General features: G+C 41.0%; 26 protein-coding genes. 15 read left to right on the top strand and 11 right to left on the bottom strand.

Annotation, left to right across the window (positions count from 1 at the left end; genetic code table 11):
- Window positions 1-393: 393 nt before the first annotated feature.
- The 4 genes from C7Y70_RS20470 to zapE form a co-directional block, all read right to left on the bottom strand.
- A complete protein-coding gene (locus tag C7Y70_RS20470; protein WP_167850777.1) occupies window positions 394-591 on the bottom strand; it encodes a hypothetical protein in 198 nt (65 codons plus the stop codon).
- A 52-nt stretch (window positions 592-643) separates the two neighbouring features.
- Window positions 644-1036 (bottom strand): 30S ribosomal protein S9, encoded by a 393-nt coding sequence (gene rpsI, locus C7Y70_RS01080; RefSeq protein ID WP_024600778.1) that lies wholly within the window; start codon window positions 1034-1036, stop codon window positions 644-646.
- Between the two features lie 8 nt (window positions 1037-1044).
- Window positions 1045-1473 (bottom strand): 50S ribosomal protein L13, encoded by a 429-nt coding sequence (gene rplM / locus C7Y70_RS01085; protein ID WP_002957960.1) that lies wholly within the window; start codon window positions 1471-1473, stop codon window positions 1045-1047.
- Window positions 1474-1704: 231 nt separating this feature from the next.
- Complete coding sequence (gene zapE, locus C7Y70_RS01090) at window positions 1705-2793, bottom strand: cell division protein ZapE (protein WP_099295295.1); 1089 nt, start codon at window positions 2791-2793, stop codon at window positions 1705-1707.
- A 181-nt stretch (window positions 2794-2974) separates the two neighbouring features.
- Here zapE and C7Y70_RS01095 point away from each other — a divergent pair, with 181 nt between their 5' ends.
- The 3 genes from C7Y70_RS01095 (at window position 2975) to C7Y70_RS01105 (ending at window position 6083) form a co-directional block, all read left to right on the top strand.
- Window positions 2975-3418 (top strand): YhcB family protein, encoded by a 444-nt coding sequence (locus tag C7Y70_RS01095; RefSeq protein WP_099295296.1) that lies wholly within the window; start codon window positions 2975-2977, stop codon window positions 3416-3418.
- A 127-nt stretch (window positions 3419-3545) separates the two neighbouring features.
- On the top strand, window positions 3546-4898 hold the full coding sequence (locus tag C7Y70_RS01100) for a Do family serine endopeptidase (protein WP_099295297.1): 1353 nt from the start codon (window positions 3546-3548) through the stop codon (window positions 4896-4898).
- A 102-nt stretch (window positions 4899-5000) separates the two neighbouring features.
- A complete protein-coding gene (locus tag C7Y70_RS01105; protein WP_099295298.1) occupies window positions 5001-6083 on the top strand; it encodes a trypsin-like peptidase domain-containing protein in 1083 nt (360 codons plus the stop codon).
- 53 nt (window positions 6084-6136) lie between these two features.
- On the opposite strand, the gene murA is transcribed toward C7Y70_RS01105, so the two are convergent.
- Genes murA through mlaF form a run of 7 tightly spaced genes read right to left on the bottom strand, consistent with a single transcriptional unit; the run spans window position 6137 to window position 10802 of the window.
- Entirely contained in the window at window positions 6137-7396 is a 1260-nt protein-coding gene (gene murA, locus C7Y70_RS01110) for a UDP-N-acetylglucosamine 1-carboxyvinyltransferase (RefSeq protein ID WP_099295299.1), read from the bottom strand.
- Between the two features lie 13 nt (window positions 7397-7409).
- Window positions 7410-7667 carry a BolA family protein gene (locus tag C7Y70_RS01115; RefSeq protein ID WP_099295300.1) on the bottom strand — a complete coding sequence of 86 codons (258 nt, stop codon included), beginning with the start codon at window positions 7665-7667 and terminating at the stop codon, window positions 7410-7412.
- Window positions 7668-7672: 5 nt separating this feature from the next.
- The gene (locus C7Y70_RS01120) at window positions 7673-7966 is read right to left on the bottom strand and encodes an STAS domain-containing protein (protein ID WP_099295301.1); all 294 of its coding nucleotides are present in this window, start codon (window positions 7964-7966) and stop codon (window positions 7673-7675) included.
- Window positions 7959-8639 (bottom strand): ABC transporter substrate-binding protein, encoded by a 681-nt coding sequence (locus C7Y70_RS01125; protein WP_099295302.1) that lies wholly within the window; start codon window positions 8637-8639, stop codon window positions 7959-7961. The genes C7Y70_RS01120 and C7Y70_RS01125 overlap by 8 nt, the downstream gene beginning before the upstream one ends.
- A gap of 5 nt (window positions 8640-8644) precedes the next feature.
- On the bottom strand, window positions 8645-9193 hold the full coding sequence (mlaD, locus tag C7Y70_RS01130; protein WP_135473083.1) for an outer membrane lipid asymmetry maintenance protein MlaD: 549 nt from the start codon (window positions 9191-9193) through the stop codon (window positions 8645-8647).
- Between the two features lie 14 nt (window positions 9194-9207).
- The gene (mlaE, locus tag C7Y70_RS01135) at window positions 9208-9987 is read right to left on the bottom strand and encodes a lipid asymmetry maintenance ABC transporter permease subunit MlaE (protein WP_099295303.1); all 780 of its coding nucleotides are present in this window, start codon (window positions 9985-9987) and stop codon (window positions 9208-9210) included.
- Window positions 9987-10802, bottom strand: a complete 816-nt coding sequence (gene mlaF, locus C7Y70_RS01140) for a phospholipid ABC transporter ATP-binding protein MlaF (RefSeq protein WP_099295483.1) — start codon at window positions 10800-10802, stop codon at window positions 9987-9989. Before mlaF ends, mlaE begins: the two co-directional genes overlap by 1 nt.
- 254 nt (window positions 10803-11056) lie before the next feature.
- On the opposite strand from mlaF, the gene C7Y70_RS01145 reads away from it, so the two are divergent.
- The 12 genes from C7Y70_RS01145 to mgtE all read left to right on the top strand — a co-directional run bounded on the left by C7Y70_RS01145 (window position 11057) and on the right by mgtE (window position 20335).
- Window positions 11057-12028, top strand: a complete 972-nt coding sequence (locus C7Y70_RS01145) for a calcium/sodium antiporter (protein WP_099295305.1) — start codon at window positions 11057-11059, stop codon at window positions 12026-12028.
- A gap of 22 nt (window positions 12029-12050) precedes the next feature.
- Window positions 12051-13022, top strand: coding sequence for a KpsF/GutQ family sugar-phosphate isomerase (locus C7Y70_RS01150; RefSeq protein WP_135473084.1), 972 nt, complete (start codon window positions 12051-12053; stop codon window positions 13020-13022).
- Complete coding sequence (gene kdsC, locus C7Y70_RS01155) at window positions 13023-13574, top strand: 3-deoxy-manno-octulosonate-8-phosphatase KdsC (RefSeq protein ID WP_099295307.1); 552 nt, start codon at window positions 13023-13025, stop codon at window positions 13572-13574.
- On the top strand, window positions 13571-14125 hold the full coding sequence (gene lptC / locus C7Y70_RS01160) for an LPS export ABC transporter periplasmic protein LptC (RefSeq protein ID WP_135473085.1): 555 nt from the start codon (window positions 13571-13573) through the stop codon (window positions 14123-14125). The genes kdsC and lptC overlap by 4 nt, the downstream gene beginning before the upstream one ends.
- Window positions 14115-14648, top strand: coding sequence for a lipopolysaccharide transport periplasmic protein LptA (lptA, locus tag C7Y70_RS01165; protein ID WP_135473086.1), 534 nt, complete (start codon window positions 14115-14117; stop codon window positions 14646-14648). The genes lptC and lptA overlap by 11 nt, the downstream gene beginning before the upstream one ends.
- Window positions 14645-15370, top strand: a complete 726-nt coding sequence (gene lptB, locus C7Y70_RS01170; RefSeq protein WP_099295310.1) for an LPS export ABC transporter ATP-binding protein — start codon at window positions 14645-14647, stop codon at window positions 15368-15370. Before lptA ends, lptB begins: the two co-directional genes overlap by 4 nt.
- A 68-nt stretch (window positions 15371-15438) precedes the next feature.
- A complete protein-coding gene (locus C7Y70_RS01175) occupies window positions 15439-16935 on the top strand; it encodes an RNA polymerase factor sigma-54 (protein WP_099295311.1) in 1497 nt (498 codons plus the stop codon).
- Window positions 16936-16964: 29 nt separating this feature from the next.
- Complete coding sequence (gene hpf, locus C7Y70_RS01180) at window positions 16965-17252, top strand: ribosome hibernation promoting factor (protein ID WP_099295312.1); 288 nt, start codon at window positions 16965-16967, stop codon at window positions 17250-17252.
- 4 nt (window positions 17253-17256) lie between these two features.
- On the top strand, window positions 17257-17709 hold the full coding sequence (gene ptsN / locus C7Y70_RS01185; RefSeq protein WP_099295313.1) for a PTS IIA-like nitrogen regulatory protein PtsN: 453 nt from the start codon (window positions 17257-17259) through the stop codon (window positions 17707-17709).
- 20 nt (window positions 17710-17729) lie between these two features.
- Window positions 17730-18572: an RNase adapter RapZ gene (rapZ, locus tag C7Y70_RS01190; protein WP_099295314.1), complete on the top strand. Its 843-nt coding sequence runs from the start codon at window positions 17730-17732 to the stop codon at window positions 18570-18572.
- 21 nt (window positions 18573-18593) lie between these two features.
- Complete coding sequence (locus tag C7Y70_RS01195) at window positions 18594-18866, top strand: HPr family phosphocarrier protein (RefSeq protein WP_099295315.1); 273 nt, start codon at window positions 18594-18596, stop codon at window positions 18864-18866.
- A 110-nt stretch (window positions 18867-18976) separates the two neighbouring features.
- The gene (gene mgtE / locus C7Y70_RS01200; protein WP_099295316.1) at window positions 18977-20335 is read left to right on the top strand and encodes a magnesium transporter; all 1359 of its coding nucleotides are present in this window, start codon (window positions 18977-18979) and stop codon (window positions 20333-20335) included.
- Window positions 20336-20583 lie beyond the last annotated feature (248 nt).

Here is a 20583-nt window from a genome sequence, read left to right on the forward strand (position 1 = left end):
TGATTCCCAACACTTGCTATATTGAGAACATCAGTTACAGCAGGTTAATTTTTCGAAATTTTAAAATAGAAGCGATCATAATTAAAACCCATTATTAAAACAAGGTTATTAACAGCCTCATGCTCGAATAATCCTGACTTTATCAAAAACTGATTAAGCTAGCTCGAGCATAGAGCCGTCTCTATGATATAACTTTTACAAAAACAATATACTGACCAAGATCAACCTCACTAAGAGGAAGCAGATAAACTGCACATGGTGCTGTTGAACTCACTCACATTACTTGCCAGACAATTGTAGCAAAAAAATCCATCAATTAACTGATGGATTTACACTTATTATGATTATTATTGAACTTTTTTTAAAGTTATACGCAGTAAAGGCCCAAGCAGGTTAATTATTAGGCGTATATTTAATACTCGTTTGCTGATTACTTGATAAAAAGTACGAGTTTCTCAAATTTACTGCAATCCGGTTTAAAGGGATGCATCGAGCTTTGGGGGGGAGTTTTTGCTCGTAGGTTTGGTGATACTCAACCCACGCTACGGTGTATAGGATAACACTGTGTTTATCGCTAACTTTTTCATCCATAAACAAAAAACCCAGCCGAAGCTGGGTTTTTGGAATTCTGTAAAACGTAATATTAACGTTTTGAGAACTGTGGACGCTTACGTGCTTTCTTAAGACCCACTTTCTTACGCTCAACTTTACGCGCATCACGAGTAACGAAACCGGCTTTACGAAGTTGTGGACGTAGTGACTCGTCAAACTCCATAAGTGCACGAGTGATACCGTGACGGATTGCGCCAGCTTGACCAGTAGTACCACCACCTGCAACAGTGATGTGTAAGTCAAACTTTTCAGTCATATCTACAAGCTCAAGAGCTTGACGAACAACCATACGTGCTGTTTCGCGACCAAAGTACTCTTCTAAAGAGCGCTTGTTGATTACGATGTTACCAGTGCCTGGGCGTAAGAATACGCGAGCACTTGAACTTTTACGACGACCTGTACCGTAGTATTGATTTGCCATGATAGTGCTCCTTAAATGTCTAGAACCTGAGGCTGTTGTGCAGCATGGTTGTGCTCAGTACCCGCGTAAACTTTAAGTTTACGGTACATAGCGCGGCCTAAAGGACCACGTGGCAACATGCCTTTAACAGCTTTTTCGATGATCATTTCAGGCTTTGCAGCTTGAAGTTTATCAAAAGTAGTAGACTTAAGACCACCTGGGAAACCAGAGTGAGCGTAGTAAACTTTATCTTTGAATTTGTTACCAGTTACAGTAACTTTCTCCGCGTTGATAACGATGATGTAATCACCAGTATCTACGTGTGGAGTATATTCAGCTTTGTGCTTACCGCGTAGGCGATGAGCGATTTCAGTAGCGATGCGACCTAAAGTTTTACCTTCAGCGTCAACTACGTACCAGTCACGTTTTACTGTTTCTGGCTTAGCAACAAACGTTTTCATTTATAAAAATCCAATGTTTTTCAATTAAAACCACAGGTAATTATTATTAATTACCGCTCTAAATGTTTGCTCCAACCCCTTCGAGTTTAAGACTTTTGCGCCATTCAAAAGAGGCTAAGCTAATGAAGGCAATAGAACGCAACGTGGCAGACGCGGGAGTATACCAGCACTTAAACCACATTGCTACCTGGCGCTTGTTTTTTCCGCAAGAAATTTAACTGCTCTGTTTAATTAAGCTAAATGCTCTCTTGCAAGATACTCCAGTGACTGCATTTCTTGTAATCGACTAATACAACGTTTGAACTCAAAGTTTAGGTTTCCTTGAGTGTAAAGTTCAGTGATTGGTTTTTCCGCAGAGATGATTAATGTCACATTACGCTCATAAAACTCATCCACTAATGCAATAAAGCGGCGCGCAGCATCGTCGTTAGTTTGTCCAAGCTGTTTTACGTTTGATAAGATAACCGTGTTATACAAACGGCTTATTTCCATATAGTCCACTTGGCTACGGGCCGTTTCACATAGTTCAGGAAAATCAAACATGACGATACAATCCGATACTTTACGCGTTTTGATCATCCGCCCTTCAATTTCTATCGCTGTATCCAAGGTGCCAGGCTCTGGCGATAACTTATCAAAATATTCAAACAAGTTTTTATCAGCCTGTGCATCTAGTGGGCTGTGAAAAATTTCAGCTTGCTCAAGTGTCCGTAAGCGATAATCAATACCCGAATCAACATTAACAATTTCAGTATTTTCATTAACCAATGCAATTGCAGGTAAAAAACGTGCACGCTGAAGCCCATTGCGGTAAAGCTCATCAGGCACGATATTAGAAGTAGCGACTAAAACAATACCACGTTCAAATAACGCCTCCATTAAACCACCCAACAACATAGCATCCGTGATGTCTTGCACAAAAAATTCGTCAAAACAGATAATATCCGTTTCAGCCTTAAATATGTCTGCAACGATTTCTAATGGATTCGACTTATTATTTAACTTTTTTAGCTCATCATGAACGCGGTGCATAAAACGATGAAAGTGCACACGCATTTTTCGTTTACCCGGCAAGGCTTCATAAAAAGTATCAACTAAATAGGTTTTACCACGTCCGACACCTCCCCAAAAATACAGTCCTTTTATTGGTGGCGTGCTATCTTTATTAAAGAGCTTTGCAAACCAGTTTTTTTCAGCTGGCTTTGCTGTCGTTAAATCATCGTATAGCCGCTGTAAATGACGCACTGCATTTTCTTGCGCAGCATCATGTACAAAATCGTCACGCTGTAAATCTTGTTGGTACTTTTGCCAAGGTGTCATAGGTAGTTACAATAAAAGACGGTTTAATTTACGCAACATATTAACACGCATCGTAACTCGGGGTATATTAGTCATAGTAAGATTTATGTAACCTGACATCAGGTTATCAAAGCACGTATTGAGTTATCCATCGTGCGAACTATTATTGGTTATTTTTGCATTTCCCAAAGGGGTGGATTTTATGGGTACAATTACTTGGATTGGTATTACCGTTATCGTTGCAGTAGCAGCTTTTTTTCTTGGTGCGTTTGTTACAAAAAAACAATTTAAGCAAGACGAGCTTGAACAACAAGCTGAACAAGCTAAGCACGCTTTGGAGCAATACAGACAAGATGTTGCCGACCATTTAGCCAGCACTGGCAAATTAGTTAATCGAATGAAAGACAACTACGATCAATTGCTTAACCACGTTGATGAAACCAATAAGCTGTTATTAAATGATAAAAAGCAGCACCCTGCTGAACCATTTTTCTCAAAAGAAACCACAGAACAACTTCAGCGCTCCTTAAAAGAGCGCCAAAGCGACCGTTCATCTGCTAATGCTCAACCCGCTGATTATGTCTCGGGTGAATCTGGTTTATTTGCTGGTGAAAACAAAGTTTCAGAACAATCAAAAGCATCTTGAGGAACTTTTTTTTGACCCCATAGTCTTTAGATATAACAGCTTTATATAATATCTATACCTTAATGAGGCTGCTATTTGCAGCCTTTTTAGTTTTTGCTTTTCCTGTGATGTGGAGTAAACCTTGACTATGAAAATGAAATTATCGTTAATCAGCTCAGCTGTCCTATCTGCGAGCCTACTATTAACCCCTGCAGTTTCAACGGCCAAAATGCCAATTGCAGTAAATGGTCAACAATTACCAACTTTAGCCCCAATGCTAGAACAAATCACCCCTGGAGTTGTTAGTATTCAAGTATCAGGGTCTAAAGAAGTACGCAGACGCGCCGATCCCCTTGACTTCTTTTTTGGCAATCCTCAGCCACGCAGCCAAAAACGTGAATTTAGCGGATTAGGATCAGGCGTTATTATTGATGCCGATGAGGGCTATGTAGTAACCAATAATCACGTGGTACAAGATGCTGAAAAAATGCTTGTTACACTTGAGGATGGCCGTGAATACGAAGCTAAACGGATCGGCAGTGATAAAGAATCCGACATTGCCTTATTACAAATCGATGCGGATGACTTGGTCGAAATTAAACTTGCTAATTCAGATCAATTGCGTGTTGGTGATTTTGCGGTCGCAATCGGAAATCCATTTGGCTTAAGTCACACAGTAACATCAGGTATTGTTAGTGCACTTGGCCGCAGCGGCTTAAATATTGAAGGTTATGAAGATTTCATTCAAACAGATGCTGCAATCAATCAAGGTAATTCCGGTGGCGCACTTGTTAACTTAAATGGCGAACTAATTGGTATCAATACCGCCATATTGGGCGCATCGGGTGGTAATGTAGGTATTGGTTTTGCTATTCCTTCCAATATGATGAAAAACCTGGTTGATCAAATAATTGAACATGGTGAAACCCGAAGAGGATCTTTAGGTATCTCTGGACGCCCACTGGATGCTGGTCTTGCTAAAGCACAGAAACTCGATGTTAAGCAAGGGGCCTATGTCATGCAAGTAATGGATGATTCTGCAGCTAGTAAAGCAGGTATCAAAGCAGGTGATGTAATTACTAGCGTTGATGGCACTGAAATCAGCGGATTCCTTGAACTGCGCAGTAAGATTGCTACGCTAGGCGAAGGTAAAAAAGTGAAACTGGGGATTTATCGTGACGGTAAAGTAAAAACAGTGAGCGTCACTCTTGATGGTGCTTCTGGTCAAAGCGCTTCAGGTGATGAATTACATCCGGCATTCCAAGGTGCAACACTCAAATCAACCCAGCGAAATGGCGCAAAAGGTGTTGAGCTTGAATCTGTCGATCCTCGTTCTCCAGCTGCACGTGTTGGCTTAGAAGAAGGTGACATTATTATGCAGGTTAACCGTCAACGCGTAGAAAATATCAGAGAAATGAATAAAATCATCGAAAACACAAGAGGTAATATCGTTCTAGGCGTTCAAAGAGGCCGTGAATCTGTGTTTGTATTGATTCAATAGTATAAATATCGATTAAATAATAAAATTTATAACAGCGGCACTTGCCGCTGTTATTTTTTTTGTGCCAAAATAACAGGATTGCCCTCTAATAATAAGAATACCGTGCTAAGATTTTTTAAATTTGTACTTCCCCCTCTATTTGCTGGCCTCGGTATCGCTTTCTTAGTGGTATTCTTTAGCCCTAATATGCGAGCGGCTCTTTTACCAAATGTTGCCCTGCCCAGCGCTATAACAAGTCAGCACCTGAGCTTTTCTGATGCAGTAGAGAGAGCTGGGCCATCCGTTGTCACCATTTTCTCTGAGAGTATTTCTAGCCAACCTCGATATAAACGCCAAAACACAGTTCAAGAACTCGGATCAGGCGTTATCATGTCCAGTGATGGTTATATATTAACTAACTATCACGTGATTAATAATGCAGATCAAATAATGGTGATCCTCACTGATGGCCGTCGCTTTTTTGATGTACAACTTATCGGCTTTGATACCATAACAGACTTGGCGTTATTAAAAATTAATGCCGAACACCTACCTGTCATTCCAGTGAATAATAACTTTAACCCACGTGTGGGAGATGTAGTACTTGCGATAGGAAATCCACTTAATTTAGGGCAAACAATTACTCAAGGAATAATCAGCGCAACAGGCAAACAAAAAATCACTGACAGCCCATTCAATAGCCTATTACAAATGGATGCTGCCATAAATGTAGGAAACTCAGGCGGCGCGTTAGTCAACTCTAAAGGTGACTTGGTGGGGATAACATCGGCACAGTTCAAAACGCGTGAAAATTTGGACATTCAAGGTATTTTCTTCGCTGTGCCCTATTCTTTAGCAAAAGAAGTGATGGATAAGTTAATTCGACACGGCCGTGTTGTAAGAGGTTATTTGGGCTTCACAGGCACTGCTGTTGATAATACAGGTAAAGAAGTCAGCGATAATTATACCCCTGTTGCAGGGCTTCGTATTACAAGCTTAGATCCGTTCGGCCCTGCATGGCAGGCTGGTATAAAAGAGCAGGATATAATCGTTAAGATAGCAGGGAAAGATGTTAGTAACCCGCAACGTACGCTTACGTTAATAGGAAATTCAGAACCTGGAAATGAGATTGAGTTTCAGCTTTATCGAAGTGGGGAAATTCTAAAAGTGATGGTCAAAGTGGCCGAACTTGAAACAGAATTATAGAACCCAGGGCCTAGAAGCTAGGACCTAGGTTCTAGGCCCTGGGTTCTAGGCTATTAACTACTTCTTCGCTTGATATTAGCACCTAAGGCACTGAGCTTATCTTCTATACGTTGGTAACCGCGATCTACATGATAGATACGATCTACAATAGTCTCACCTTTGGCTACAATCCCCGTTAAAATCAAACTCGCCGAAGCACGTAAATCTGTTGCCATCACTTGCGCACCGCTTAAGCTTTGAGTCTCACCACAAATTGCAGTGTTTCCCTCTAAACGAATATTAGCACCCATGCGCTGTAGTTCTGGTACATGCATAAAACGGTTTTCGAAAATTGTTTCTGTGATTGTTGCACTGCCATTAGCCACCACATTTAGCGCTGTAAATTGCGCTTGCATGTCTGTTGGGAAGCCTGGGTGTGGCATGGTTTTGATATTAACCGCTTTTAATTCACGGTTACGCATATCTAAATATATGCTGTTATCAGTCACCTCAACTAGTGCATTAGCTGCGCGAAGCTTTTCAATAACAGGTTCAAGGCTGTGAAAATCAGTTGCTTTACAAAGTACTTCGCCACCTGCCATTGCCGCAGCAACCAAGAAAGTACCGGTTTCTATGCGATCAGGTAAAATACGATGCTCACAACCATTTAGCTTCTCAACACCTTCAACTTCGATGCGGCTAGTACCTGCACCCGATATTTTAGCACCCATCGCAGTTAAGCAGGCCGCTAAATCAGCGATCTCAGGTTCGCGTGCTGCATTTTCTAGAACCGTTTTACCATCGGCCAAAGTAGCTGCCATTAGCAAGTTCTCAGTTGCACCGACACTAACCATTTCCATGAAGATTTCAGCGCCTTTCAAACGCCCTTCTACACTGGCATTGATATAGCCGTTTTCAACCTTAATCGTCGCGCCCATGCGCTCAAGGCCTTGAATATGGATATCAACAGGGCGAGCACCAATAGCGCAGCCACCAGGAAGGGAAACCTGCGCTTGTCCAAAGCGAGCGACCAAAGGTCCTAACGCAAGCACAGAGGCCCGCATTTGTTTTACTAACTCGTAAGGTGCGAGTGTTTTATTTACTGTCGCACCATCAATTACAAGTTGGTCATTTTGCCACAGCACTTTTGCACCAAGGGTCTGTAATAGCGCCTCTGTTGTGCCAATATCACGTAAACGTGGAACATTGTTAAAAGTGCTTTTTCCATCAGCCAACAACGCAGCAAAAAGAATAGGTAATGCGGCATTTTTAGCGCCAGAAATGGTCACTTCACCAGCTAAGCCAGTGCCACCTTGAATTACAAATTGATCCATTGGGAGGCCTTAACTATTGCGGTAAGATAAATTTTTGTTCACGCTTCCACTCTGTCGGTGTAAATGCACGAATAGACACAGCGTGGATTGTTCCGTCAGAAATAGTATTCATCAATGGGCCGTACACTAACTGTTGTTTTTTAACACGGCTTAAGCCATCAAAACACTCACCCACAGCAACCACTTCATAATGGCTACCGTTGGCTTTTACATGTACTTCTGTTAATTGTAATTCGTCGCGTAATAATGTTTCGACTTCGCTTGTTTGCATAACTCTCACTCAAATAAGGTTGTAACCTGTCCCAACTGCATTAAATTTTGCAGTTGCTCAGGAATATTTTGCAATTCAAGGCGAATGCCTTGTTGCTTTAATTCTGCGAAAGAGTGAATTAACCAAGCTAAGCCCGCCGTGTCAACCCTAGACACCTCAGAAAGGTCAAAATACCAGGTTTTATGGTTACTTTGTGGGTTTTTATTAAGAAGCCGTTCAGTTGCGATTGAGTTTCGCGTCAGCTCGCCACTGATACGAAACTCATGATCGGTTACTTGAGTAACACTGACTTTACTCATTACCACCCTCACCTCTGAACTGGACAGGTAACTGACTTTTTTGTTTTAGTAAGTTACTTACATGCTCAATGCCTTGCTGGCGAAGAATGCCTTGAAGCTCACTTTGCTTTGCATCAAGTAAACTAATGCCTTCTGCTACCATGTCGTACGCACGCCATTCGCCGCTTCTATCTTCACGTACTTTAAAATCAATTTTGATATCAGGTTTACCTGGATCAACAATTTTAGTTTTAACTAATACAACATCTTGGCCAGCAAATTCTCGACTAGGAGCAAACTCAACCTGCTGGTTAGTGTACTGCGTAAACACACCCGCATACGTGGCAATTAAGTACTCTTGGAAAACATCAATAAATGTTTTGATATCTTCGATAGCTTGTTTTTGTTCTGCGGGATCTTTAATCGCACGCACTTTCGAAACATGGCTACCTAACACGCGAAGAGCAGCGTATTTATAGTCGATATAAGGCATTAACTCCTCAGAAACTATAATACGTAAATGTTCTTTATCTTTTTCGATGAGTGGCTGATCACGCGTAATACGTTGAAAGGTATTATCTGATACTTGACGCACCATCTTGTATGGGTCTTTTAAATTGACCGAATCTGTATTTGCATTTGCATTGGTTGCGATAAAAACAAACGTGATTAAAGCTAAAAGTTTTTTAAACATAATAATTACTCGCCACCTTGGTTGAATAAGAACTGACCAATTAATTCTTCAAGTACTAGTGCTGATTTAGTGTCTGTAATAAAGTCACCATCGTTTAATGCTTTACTCTCTACACCAAACAACTCGTCTAATCCTAAATCGCCATCATTGCTTGTTACTTCAAGCCCTAAACATGACTGCTCAGCTGATTTAGGCGCAATAACAGGGTTAATGCCTAAGTACTGCTCACCTAAGATACCTGATGTTAAAATAGACACTGAGCTAGTATCCGAAAATCGACATTGATATTGCGCATCAATTGTCATATCAACCACGGGTAAAAACTCTTGTGGATGGATTGAGATTGCTTCAACACGGCCAACAACTACGCCACCGACCTTAATCGGCGCTCGCGCTTTTAGTGAGCCAATATTATCAAATTTAGCCTTTAATAAATAAGTATCTCCATTACCACTGATACCTGCGTTAGCCACTTTCAATGCCAACATTGCAAATGCTGCAATCCCTAAAGCGACGAAAAAGCCAACTAAAATTTCTAATTTCCGTGAATTCATTATCTATACCTTTTTTAGCTGGTAAACATTACCGCTGTCAAAATAAAATCAAACCCTAAAACAGCCAGAGATGAGTGCACAACGGTCTCTGTTGTTGCTTTACTAATACCTTCTGATGTCGGCACACAGTCATACCCTTTATAAAGTGCAATCCACGTGACAACGATGGCAAATACAAAACTCTTGATCATGCCATTTAAAATATCCTGTTGGAATGACACTTGAGATTGCATGATTGACCAAAAACTACCTGTATCAACCCCTAGCCAATCTACGCCCACTAAGTGAGCGCCGATTATAGCGACCGCTGAAAATATCAATGCAAGTAACGGCATACTGATAAAGCCTGCCCAAAACCGTGGCGCTATAATGCGTTTAAGTGGGTCGATAGCCATCATTTCTAGGCTTGAAAGCTGCTCGGTTGCTTTCATAAGGCCTATCTCTGCAGTTAACGCACTGCCTGCTCGTCCAGCAAATAGCAGAGCTGTCACTACAGGCCCCAACTCTCTAAGTAAACTTAACGCAACCAATGGCCCAAGACTATCCTCAGCACCATAGCCCACCAATACGGTGTAACCTTGCAACGCGAGCACCATGCCGATAAATAAGCCTGATACCATAATAATCAGTAAAGATTGCGAACCAACCATATATAACTGACGAACAAGTAACGGGGTTCCTTTACGAAAGTTTGGTAAGTTCCACAACGCGCCAATTAACATTTGGGTAGAGCGGCCAAGCGCTGCAAATCGGCCAAATGTTTTCTGGCCTAGCTTTTGTAACATATCGAACATTAGCTAAGCACTCCAAGTAATTCGTCATTATAAGGTTCTGCGGGGAAATGGAACGGTACTGGTCCATCAGACAATCCTTTTAAGAACTGCTGTACTAATGGCGACTCATGATTACGCATTTGTTCTGGAGAACCACTTCCAATCACACCTTGGTCAGCAATGATAATCACATGATCTGCGATACTCATAACTTCTGTTACATCATGTGTAACAATTAATGAGGATAAGCCTAATACTTGGTTAAGTGATTTGATTAGCTTGACCAAAACCCCCATTGAGATAGGGTCTTGTCCAGCAAATGGCTCGTCATACATAATGAGTTCTGGATCAAGTGCAATTGAACGCGCCAAGGCAGCACGTCGTGCCATGCCACCAGAGAGTTCCGAAGGCATCAAGTCTTGAGCACCGCGCAAGCCAACGGCCTGAAGTTTCATCAATACGACAAGACGGATTAAATCTTCGCTGAGACGGGTATGCTCTCTAAGTGGAAAAGCGATGTTGTCAAACACTGACATATCTGTAAATAATGCGCCACTTTGAAATAACATGCTCATTTTTGTACGCGCGGCATAAAGCTCTTTGCGCGTCATGGTTGGGATATTATCACCTTCAAATAAAATCGTGCCGCTATCAGGTTTTAATTGGCCACCAATTAATCGCAGCATGGTTGTTTTACCTATACCGCTGGGCCCCATAATGGCAGTGATCTTACCCTTAGGAACACTGAAGCTCATATTTTTATATATGCTTCTGTCGCCCCTTGAAAAGCTTACATCCTTGATTTCTACTATTGGTTGCGACAAGTCGCTCTCCATTATCATTTTCACTACTTTTTCTATTTTAAAGCTTTTTGTACTCAGATGGAAAAAACAAATCGTAAAATTTTGTAATATTCTATGTAATAACAACCTAAGCATTGAAAACACAGGTTAGCATGATATCTAACATTGTTTTTATATGTATAACTTCTCTCTTACTAACAATTTGACCTGATTCTTTTATTTATACTTTCAAGCTGGCTTTTGATATTATTTAAGTCAATTTGATATTGAATAATTGGCGTAATGTAATGGTGACTTCTTTTGTCATTTTGATTCTTGGATTTGCTGGGCTTGTTTGGAGCGCAGATCGCTTTGTATATGGCGCAGCAGCGCTGGCAAAAAACTTTGGTGTACCTACTTTAATTGTAGGTTTAACCGTTGTTGCTATGGGCTCCTCTGCACCAGAAATGATGGTCTCAGCTTCTGCCGCGCTTGCGGGTAAAACCGACACAGCAGTTGGTAATGCCGTTGGTTCAAATATTACTAATATTTTATTAGTGCTCGGTATTACAGCACTTCTTCGCCCTCTTTTAGTGTCATCGACAACACTCAAGCGTGAAATGCCGCTTGTATTGATTGTTTCTCTGGGTGCATGGTTTGTTTTTTCTGATAACTACTTTTCATTTGCCGAAGGTGTAGCATTATTAATTGCTTTTATTGTGTTTATCGCCGGGTTAATCATTATTTCTATTCGTGACAAAAACCAAGCTGATGACCCTTTTGTAAGTGAAGCATGTGAAGATGTACCAGATAACGTGCCAACTAAAAACGCCTTTTTCTGGCTCGTGGTAGGCATGATATTACTGCCCTTAAGTTCACACTTTCTAGTTGGGTCTGCTGTTGATATCGCAAAGTATTTTGGCTTGAGCGACCTTGTTATTGGTCTAACGATTATTGCCATTGGCACCAGCTTACCTGAATTAGCAGCCTGTATAGCCGGGGTGTTAAAAAATGAAGATGATCTTGCATTAGGCAACATTGTTGGCTCAAATATTTTTAATATATTAGCTGTATTGCCTTTAGCAGGTATTATCAATCCATCAATTATCGACCCATCAGCAGCAAACCGTGACGCACTTATAATGATTGGTGCAACACTCGCGTTAATAGCTATGTCACTAAGTATTAAAGGGACTCAGCGAATAAATAGAATTGAAGGTGGTTTACTGCTCGCTGCATTTGTAGCGTACCAAGGTTATATTTTCAGCCAAGTAGCTTAATGCCAACATAAATGGATAACAAATGACGCAGTTAAATTTTATTGAGCAAGGTAGGCGCGTACTCACAATTGAGCGCCAAGCACTTGATGATATCATTCAGTATTTAGATGATAGCTTTAACACAGCATGCCAATTAATGTTTCAATGCCAAGGGCGAATTATTGTTGTTGGTATGGGCAAGTCCGGTCATATTGGTAACAAAATTGCTGCAACACTTGCAAGTACTGGCACCCCCGCATTTTTTGTTCACCCTGGAGAGGCAAGTCACGGTGACTTGGGCATGATAACGCAAAATGATGTCGTTATGCTGATTTCTAACTCAGGGGAAACTAGCGAAGTACTCAATATTATTCCTGTTATCAAGCGCATAGGGGCTAAAATGGTTGCTATGACAGGTAACCCAAGCTCTTCAATGGCAAAATGGGCGGATGCACACGTATGTATAAAAGTTTCACAAGAAGCATGCCCGCTTGGATTAGCCCCCACAGCAAGTACAACTGCAACACTTGCTATGGGCGATGCTATTGCAGTTGCTTTACTTGAAACCAGAGGCTTTACCGCCGATGACTTTGCGCTTTCTCACCCTGGAGGAAGTTTAGGCAAGCGTTTGTTACTATGCCTAAAAGATTTGATGCACAATGGTGATGCAACACCTATCATTAAAGACACCCAGCGCATTAAAGATGCCTTAATAGAAATGTCAGCCAAGGGGTTAGGCATGACCGCGGTGGTCAATGAAGCTGGACAATTAACAGGCCTGTTTACCGATGGTGATTTACGCAGAATTTTAGAGCAGCGTATTGATATCCATAACACTCTAATCAGTGAGGTTATGACGCGCTCTTGTACAACAGCGACAGCCGATATGCTTGCTGCCGAAGCGCTAAACATCATGGAACGTAAACGAATAAATGGTCTTATTGTTATTGACGATAACCAACACCCTATTGGTGCCCTAAATATGCAAGACTTGCTAAAAGCAGGAGTTTTATAAATGCAGTTTGCTGATTTATATCAACCACTGAGTAAAGATGCGCAGACCCGCGCAAAAAAAGTAAAGCTACTAATCTGCGATATTGATGGTGTTTTTTCTGATGGTCGTATTTACCTTGGTAACCAAGGCGAAGAATTAAAAGCCTTTAACACTAAAGACGGCTTTGGTATTAAAGCGTTGATAAACAGCGATATTGAAGTGGCAGTGATTACGGGTCGCCATTCACACATTGTTCAGCAGCGCATGACTAGTCTAACTGTTAAACATATTTATCAAGGCCAAGAGAATAAATTGCAGGCCTATCAAGAATTAAAAGATAAGCTGGCTTTAACCGATGAGCAAATTGCCTACATTGGTGATGATGGCCCTGATTTACCCGTAATGCAGCAAGTTGGCTTTGCTGTTGCCGTAAATGATGCGCACCCGTTGGTAAAACGAATAGCACATTATACAACCATGTTACCGGGTGGGTTTGGTGCAGTACGTGAACTAACCGATTTACTCATGTTGGAAAATGGCAAAGCACTAACAAACGAAGGGACTAGCTCATGAATAGTGCGCGTTTAATTTTAAGCGTACTATTTATAGGCTGTATGGTTTGGCTTTGGTATCCATACTTTAACCAATCTAACACACAGCAGCTCGTTGAAGAGGATATTATTGCAAAGCCTGATTACACAGCTGTCGCATTAAAACAAACCGCCTTTGACGAGCAAGGAAAAATAAGCCACAAAGTAACTGCTGCAAAAATGGAACTCTATCAGCAGTTAGGATTTACTTACTTTGAAGAGCCTATTTTTACCTTATATAACCAAGAGCAAATGTGGCAAATTAATGCAGCTGAGGCCACATTATATGAAAATAACCAGCTGATTTTAGAAGGCAATGTGACGGCAATTAACCTTACAGAAAATGCCATGATAGATCATATTAATGCCGATAACATCCAAGTTGATATTGAGCTACAAACTATGAGTTCAGAACAACCTGTAGAGTTAGTCGGGCCTGATTTAAAAATTACTGGGCGCGGGCTAAAAGCCGATTTAAAAGCCGAAGTAATTGAATTAATTAACCATACGCGAACCATATATTATGACCAATAAACTTGCCCAAATGCTTGTAATTCCAAGCCTATTCATTGCTTACTCAAGTGTTGCGCAAAGCGAACTTTCTACTGCAAACCAAGTATCAATCAGTGCTGATAAACAGCAAGCACAGTTAAAATCTAATGTCGGTATTTTTGAATCGAACGTTGAAATAATCCATGGCGCAAGACGCATTACTGCTGACCGTTTAGAAGTACATAAACGCGACAAGTTAGGCGAGAATAAGCAACTCCTTATTGCAACAGGCAGTCCAGCTTATTTCGAAGAAAAACAAGATGATGGTTCAATCATGAGTGCCAGCGCAAACGAAGTTCGTTACGACGTAGCTGAACGTTACTTAACCCTAATTGGTGATGCCCAGGTTACTCAAGCAGGTCAAAAGATTAATGCTAAAAGCATCTCTTACGACATGGAACAGCAACTAATTAGTGCGCAAAAAGATGAAGACTCAGATGACCGCGTGCATACTATTTTAGTGCCCATCGAAAATAAAAAAGCAAAGTCAAAAGGCCAGCCATGAGTACATTAAAAGCTGAATTTTTAGCTAAGAGCTATAAAGGCCGCCAAGTTGTAAAGAGTGTCGGATTAGAAGTAAGTGCAGGAAGCATTGTCGGTTTACTAGGCCCAAATGGTGCAGGTAAAACGACCACTTTTTATATGATTGTTGGCTTAGTACCGAGCGACAAAGGCAAAATAAGCATTGATGATAACGATATTACATTACTGCCCATGCATAGCCGTGCGCGATTAGGTATTGGTTACTTACCGCAAGAGTCATCTATTTTCCGTAAATTAACGGTTTATCAAAACTTGATGGCGATATTAGAAACACGAAACGATTTAAATAAGCAAGGCCGAGAACAAGCACTTGATGGCCTGCTGGATGAATTTAGCATACAACACATACGCGATAGCCAAGGTATGGCGTTATCAGGTGGTGAGCGCCGCAGAGTTGAAATTGCTCGCGCATTAGCCGCAAACCCCAAGTTTATTCTATTAGATGAGCCTTTTGCTGGTGTTGATCCAATTTCAGTGTTAGATATAAAGAAGATAATTGAACACCTAAAAAACCGAGGCATCGGGGTGTTGATTACAGACCATAATGTACGAGAAACCCTTGATGTTTGTGAAAAAGCCTACATTGTTTCTCATGGTGAGTTAATTGCTTCAGGAACTCCTGAACATGTGCTTGCCGACCAAACAGTACGCGATGTTTATCTGGGTGAGCAATTTAGGCTATAAACCAACATTCAGCTAACTATCTGCTAAACTTAATTTTGATTACATATTAAAAGGATTGTTAAAGATAAATGAGGCAATCACTCCAGCTGCGCATGGGCCAGCAATTGACAATGACACCTCAGTTACAACAAGCTATTCGTTTGTTGCAACTCAGTACATTGGATCTCCAACAAGAAATTCAAGAAGCGCTCGATAGTAATCCTTTACTTGAAGTTGAGGAACATGAGTTTAGTGATGAAACTGCAGGCAAAAATGAGCAAAAGCAAGACACCGATGAAGTAACTGTCAGTGCATCTGCTGATGAAACGCCAAGTGAATACGAACAAGAAAGTAGTGAAGCACTCAATAAAGAAACTGTCAGTGACGAAATGGCAATGGATGTGACATGGGATGAGTATATGAGCGCTGCTCCTTCTAGCTCATCAGGACCCATGCCTGAAGATGAGTCTATTTACCAAGGTGCTTCCACTGAAACCCTGCATGAATACATCATGTGGCAACTACAATTAACGCCATTTAGCCCGACCGACGAAGCCATCGCCATTGCTATTGTAGAAGCGATTGATGAATCGGGTATTTTAACATTGAGCTGCGAAGATATTGTAGAAAGTCTAAATAAAGATAATAACGAAGAAGAAATAGAACTTGATGAAGTCCAAGCTGTTTTAAAGCGCATCCAATTATTTGATCCAATAGGGATTGCCGCACGCAGCTTACAAGAGTGTTTATGTATACAACTGAATCAATTTGACCCTGCAACGCCATGGCTTGCAGAGACTAAAATGATTTTAACCGAGCATATCGATCTTTTGGCAAGTCGTGACTATCGCACTTTAATGAAAAAGACTAAGCTTAAAGAAGATGAGCTAAAAGAAGTCATGACACTGATACACAGCTTAAACCCTAAGCCAGCAGATACCATTGTTCGCGAAGAGTCTGAGTATGTTATCCCTGATGTTTCAGTGAAAAAAGTTAAAGGGCGCTGGATGGTGGAATTAAATCCAGACAGCATGCCTAAAATTAGAGTGAACAGCCAGTATGCCGCCATGTCTCGCTCAGTAAAATCGAGCAGTGACAGTCAGTTTATTCGTTCGCATCTGCAAGAAGCAAAATGGTTTATTAAAAGCTTAGAAAGCCGTAATGAGACATTACTCAAAGTAACTAACTGTATAGTAAAACAACAGCAAGGTTTTTTTGAACACGGCCCCGAAGCTATGCGCCCAATGGTACTTAATGACGTAGCTGAAATGGTAGAAATGCATGAGTCAACGATCTCACGCGTAACAACTCAAAAGTATATGCATACTCCACGGGGTATTTTTGAGTTGAAGTACTTTTTCTCCAGTCACGTAAGTACTGAAAATGGCGGCGAATGCTCTTCTACAGCTATTCGCGCATTAATCAAAAAGTTAATTAGCGCAGAAAACTCAGCGAAACCATTGAGTGATAGTAAAATTGCAGATATATTGGCTGAGCAAGGTATCAAAGTAGCTAGACGCACCATTGCAAAATATCGTGAGTCACTAGCTATTCCACCGTCAAATCAAAGAAAGAGTTTGATTTAAGGCGTAAAAAACAAAGAAGGAAAATGCTTATGCAAATTAACTTAACTGGTCGCCACGTAGAAATTACCGATTCACTTAGAGACTATGTACATAATAAGTTTGCGAAGCTTGAAAGGCACTTTGATAGTATTAATAATGTACATGTGATTCTTGACGTAGAAAAATTAAGTCAAAAAGCAGAAGCCACAATACATGTTAGCGGTGCTGATTTGTTTGCTTCAACTGAACATCAAGATATGTATGCTGCGATTGACGGGCTAATTGATAAATTAGACCGCCAAGTAATAAAACACAAAGAGAAGCACGCTCGACACTAATACTATGAAATTAAGTTCACTTACTTCTGAGGACTGCAGTAAAGCTGCGGTCCTTTTTAATAGCAAAAAACGAATTCTAGAATTTATTAGCCAATTGGCTCATGAAAAGCTTCCTCACCTCACACAGCAAGAGATCCTTAACGCATTATTAAACCGGGAAAAGCTTGGTAGCACAGGCATTGGTCGAGGTATTGCTATACCACATGGTCGCATGAGTGGCGCGCAATCTCCACTAGCACTAATCTTAGTGAGTGAAACCCCTATTAGCTTTGATGCAATTGATAATCGTCCTGTCGATATTTTTGTGGCACTGATCGTACCTGATGGAGATTGCCAACTTCATTTAAAGACGTTAGCAACAATTGCTGATAAACTTAACGATAAAGAGTTTTGTAAACAACTACGTAGCGCAAAAACAGATCACGATTTGTATCAAGTTATTGTTGAGCATTCATAAGAAAGTGAAGGAGAGGTTACATGGAATTGATTATTATCAGTGGACGGTCTGGTTCAGGTAAGTCCGTCGCGCTTCGCGTGCTTGAAGATCTTGGCTATTACTGTGTTGATAATATTCCGGTCAATTTGCTCCCTTCCTTAGTACGAAGTGTGTCAGAAAATTACGATAAGATTGCAGTCAGCATTGATGTACGCAACTTACCTAAAGAACAAGAAGAGTTCAACGACATCCTTGAGTATTTGCCAGGCTTTGCAAACCCAACTTTATTTTACCTCGATAGTGATGACCAAACACTCATCAAACGCTTTTCTGAAACGCGTCGTTTACACCCTCTTTCTATCGATAGTTTGCCGCTAGATTTGGCAATTAAACAAGAAAAAATATTACTCGATGTGCTGATAACTCGCGCTGACTTTATCTTAGATACCACTGAGCTCAGTGTGCATCAACTGGCAGAATCAATTCGAGAAAAGATCTTAGGCAAAAAAGATAAAACCCTGATCATAACATTTGAATCTTTTGGCTTTAAACACGGCATACCTAAACAAGCAGATTATGTTTTTGATGCACGCTTTTTACCCAACCCACATTGGGAACCAGAATTAAAGCCTCTAACAGGTTTAGACCAGCCTGTAAAAGATTATTTGGCCAGCCACAGCATAGTGCAAAAATTTACGTGGCAAATCCAAACGTTTGTACAAACATGGCTACCGCATTTAGAACGAAACAACCGTAGCTATTTAACTATTGCTATTGGCTGTACCGGAGGGCAACACCGCTCCGTATATTTAGCTCAAACCATAGGTGAAAGCTTTGCTATGAGCCATAACAATGTAAAAATTCGCCATCGCGAGCAAGACTGATTTTAAATAGGCCTGTTGTGTATGCGTTCAGAAGGTACTTTTTTAATTAGAAATAAACTAGGTTTGCACGCAAGGGCCGCGACTGTATTAGCTCAACTCGCTGTTAAATTTGATGCAACCATCACACTTTTCCAAGATGAGAAACAAGCGGCAGGTGACAGCGTGTTAGCTTTGATGTTACTAGAAAGCAGTCAAGGAAAAGAAGTAAAAGTTGTGTGTGAAGGGCCTGATGCAGAGCCGGCTCTTAACTCTATTGGAGAACTGATAGAACAACGCTTTCACGAGCATGAATAGCGCGTGGTCAGTCACTTAAAAGTAAGTTAAACTAACCATGCATGTAAGCACTGCAATTTATTATTAGTTTTTGACCTACCCTTTGAAAAACACATGATATAAGGACACTAATGCCAGAAGCTTTTGAACAAGATTACCCACTACAACAACTAAAACAGGTGACTCAGTCACTTAATAGTGGTCAATTTGTTCAAGTTAGGCGCATGCTGGCAAAAACAGCACCGTGTGATACGGCACTTCTTCTTGAATCTTCCCCCCATAAAATAAGAACTCTGCTATGGCAACTTGTTGATCCGGATGTCAGAGGCGATGTTTTAGAAGAACTTTCTGAAGACGTACGCCTAGGGATCATTGCCCAAATGGAGCCTGAGCATATTGCCGCGGCGACAGAGGACATGAGCCACGATGATTTAGGGGAAGTATTACGTAGCTTACCAGAGACCGTCTATCAAGACGTTGTTGGCGCTATGGATAGCCAAGATAGAGAGCGAGCAACACAAGCCCTGTCTTATCAAGAGCGTTCTGCGGGCGCATTGATGAATACCGATACGGTAACCATACGCCCCGATGTCACTATCGATGTGGTATTACGTTACTTACGTTTGCGTGGCGAGCTACCTGAGGGAACCGATGACTTATACGTTGTTGATAAACATAATTGCTTTTTAGGTGCGATGTCACTTACTACCTTACTGACCAACCCACCTGATAAAATAATTCGTGATTTAATGGACGAAGATTGTGAATCTATTTCTATTGCCATGGATGAAAGTGAAGTTGCTCAATTATTCGAGCGCCACAATTGGATCTCGGCCCCTGTTGTTGACGATAACGACCACTTATTAGGGCGAATCACAATCGATGATATCGTTGATGTAATCCGAGAAGATGCTGAGCATAGTTTATTAAGCCTCGCTGGTCTTGATGATGAAGAAGACACCTTTGCTCCCGTATTAAAAAGCTCCAAAAAGCGTTCAATATGGCTTGGAGTAAACTTACTAACAGCATTATTAGCAGCAATTGTGGCAAGCTTTTTTGAAAACACCTTAGCCATATTACCGATCCTAGCTGTACTTAATGGTATTGTGCCTTCAATGGGTGGAGTTGCAGGTAGTCAAACACTAACACTGGTTATTCGTGGTATTGCTGTAGGGCACATAAATCAGACAAACCAACGATTCTTGCTATTAAAAGAGCTGGCAATCGGTGCTATCAACGGTATGGTGTGGTCTATTTTAATTGCCGGTGTTGTTGCACTGTGGCAGTGGGACTTCAAGCTTGGTGGCGTATTAGCATTTGCAATGTTTATGAATTTAGTAGCGGCCGGTATTGCGGGAGCAAGTATTCCATTACTATTGAAAAAAATGAAGATAGATCCTGCACTTGCAGGGAGTGTTGTATTAACCACAGTTACTGACATCGTGGGCATTTTCGCCTTTTTAGGCACTGCGACTTGGCTGCTAATTTAGATACATGGCTTTTCGAAGTTTAACAGACTTGTTTTTTATGAAGTGTTCATAAGTGCATACTTTTAATTAATTATAAGCATGCACTTATGATTTGTTAGATACCATCCTAGTTATCTCCATATTAATCCGTGTGAAAACACTGCATCATCCTTTGATATATCCTAAACCTCCTGCCCACTGACTCCTATGTGGATTTTATCAATCCTTGCTCACATCCATCGTGAGTAATTTCAATCCTTGCTCACATC

This window comes from Pseudoalteromonas sp. KS88, assembly GCF_004766475.1.
GTDB lineage: Bacteria > Pseudomonadota > Gammaproteobacteria > Enterobacterales > Alteromonadaceae > Pseudoalteromonas.

Coding starts and splice junctions, on each gene's coding strand:
- C7Y70_RS20470 (WP_167850777.1), bottom strand. CDS start 591: ATGGATGAAAAAGTTAGCGATAAACACAGTGTTATCCTATACACCGTA.
- rplM (WP_002957960.1), bottom strand. CDS start 1,473: ATGAAAACGTTTGTTGCTAAGCCAGAAACAGTAAAACGTGACTGGTAC.
- zapE (WP_099295295.1), bottom strand. CDS start 2,793: ATGACACCTTGGCAAAAGTACCAACAAGATTTACAGCGTGACGATTTT.
- C7Y70_RS01095 (WP_099295296.1), top strand. CDS start 2,975: ATGGGTACAATTACTTGGATTGGTATTACCGTTATCGTTGCAGTAGCA.
- C7Y70_RS01100 (WP_099295297.1), top strand. CDS start 3,546: ATGAAAATGAAATTATCGTTAATCAGCTCAGCTGTCCTATCTGCGAGC.
- murA (WP_099295299.1), bottom strand. CDS start 7,396: ATGGATCAATTTGTAATTCAAGGTGGCACTGGCTTAGCTGGTGAAGTG.
- C7Y70_RS01115 (WP_099295300.1), bottom strand. CDS start 7,667: ATGCAAACAAGCGAAGTCGAAACATTATTACGCGACGAATTACAATTA.
- C7Y70_RS01120 (WP_099295301.1), bottom strand. CDS start 7,966: ATGAGTAAAGTCAGTGTTACTCAAGTAACCGATCATGAGTTTCGTATC.
- C7Y70_RS01125 (WP_099295302.1), bottom strand. CDS start 8,639: ATGTTTAAAAAACTTTTAGCTTTAATCACGTTTGTTTTTATCGCAACC.
- mlaD (WP_135473083.1), bottom strand. CDS start 9,193: ATGAATTCACGGAAATTAGAAATTTTAGTTGGCTTTTTCGTCGCTTTA.
- mlaE (WP_099295303.1), bottom strand. CDS start 9,987: ATGTTCGATATGTTACAAAAGCTAGGCCAGAAAACATTTGGCCGATTT.
- mlaF (WP_099295483.1), bottom strand. CDS start 10,802: ATGGAGAGCGACTTGTCGCAACCAATAGTAGAAATCAAGGATGTAAGC.
- C7Y70_RS01145 (WP_099295305.1), top strand. CDS start 11,057: ATGGTGACTTCTTTTGTCATTTTGATTCTTGGATTTGCTGGGCTTGTT.
- C7Y70_RS01150 (WP_135473084.1), top strand. CDS start 12,051: ATGACGCAGTTAAATTTTATTGAGCAAGGTAGGCGCGTACTCACAATT.
- kdsC (WP_099295307.1), top strand. CDS start 13,023: ATGCAGTTTGCTGATTTATATCAACCACTGAGTAAAGATGCGCAGACC.
- lptC (WP_135473085.1), top strand. CDS start 13,571: ATGAATAGTGCGCGTTTAATTTTAAGCGTACTATTTATAGGCTGTATG.
- lptA (WP_135473086.1), top strand. CDS start 14,115: ATGACCAATAAACTTGCCCAAATGCTTGTAATTCCAAGCCTATTCATT.
- lptB (WP_099295310.1), top strand. CDS start 14,645: ATGAGTACATTAAAAGCTGAATTTTTAGCTAAGAGCTATAAAGGCCGC.
- C7Y70_RS01175 (WP_099295311.1), top strand. CDS start 15,439: ATGAGGCAATCACTCCAGCTGCGCATGGGCCAGCAATTGACAATGACA.
- hpf (WP_099295312.1), top strand. CDS start 16,965: ATGCAAATTAACTTAACTGGTCGCCACGTAGAAATTACCGATTCACTT.
- ptsN (WP_099295313.1), top strand. CDS start 17,257: ATGAAATTAAGTTCACTTACTTCTGAGGACTGCAGTAAAGCTGCGGTC.
- rapZ (WP_099295314.1), top strand. CDS start 17,730: ATGGAATTGATTATTATCAGTGGACGGTCTGGTTCAGGTAAGTCCGTC.
- C7Y70_RS01195 (WP_099295315.1), top strand. CDS start 18,594: ATGCGTTCAGAAGGTACTTTTTTAATTAGAAATAAACTAGGTTTGCAC.
- mgtE (WP_099295316.1), top strand. CDS start 18,977: ATGCCAGAAGCTTTTGAACAAGATTACCCACTACAACAACTAAAACAG.